The organism is Caballeronia sp. LZ003, from assembly GCF_031451465.1.
Lineage (GTDB): Bacteria > Pseudomonadota > Gammaproteobacteria > Burkholderiales > Burkholderiaceae > Caballeronia.
In genome coordinates this window covers 1-466 of the sequence record NZ_JARUXJ010000179.1, presented here as the reverse complement: position 1 = coordinate 466, position 466 = coordinate 1, and the positions used below count along the sequence as shown (strand labels likewise).

The 466-nt window shown below is 61.4% G+C and carries 1 protein-coding gene; it reads right to left on the bottom strand.

Going from position 1 to position 466, the window contains the following annotated elements:
• Window positions 1–66 precede the first annotated feature (66 nt).
• The gene (locus QCE79_RS33685; RefSeq protein WP_309851881.1) at window positions 67–423 is read right to left on the bottom strand and encodes a DUF3168 domain-containing protein; all 357 of its coding nucleotides are present in this window, start codon (window positions 421–423) and stop codon (window positions 67–69) included.
• Window positions 424–466 lie beyond the last annotated feature (43 nt).

The window sequence follows — 466 nt, the reverse complement described above, 5'->3', positions numbered from 1 at the left end:
CATACGTAATCCCCCGACTCAGCGTGGCCAAGAAGTTTGCACTGCTCGCTACCACTTACCCCCGGCTCACCCCAGCTCACTCCAAACGCTCACTTCAACTCGGCTACCGAATAGCCGCGTCTCGTGCTCGAATATGTTCGTCGGCGCGCCTAGCGGCACAGCCCCTACCTCAGGGCGAATCACCGCGCGCATGACTTGTTGCATCAGCGAGGAGCGACCCTCTGCCGTCGCATGCCACACCGCGATCTGCACGCGCGCAAGATATTCGTCGAATGGCCTGCCGCTCAGATCCGCCGCGATTTCGCCCCCCGCCACCTGATACACGATCCAGGGCGGAGGCACGCCTTGCTTGGCGACGTCAGCAAACACGTGGCCGTGCGCCAGGTTAGCCAAAGCATCGCGAACAATGTCTTCAGCGCTCATCACTCACGCAAATGAGGATGACGTGTCGGCGCCGACGCAAATC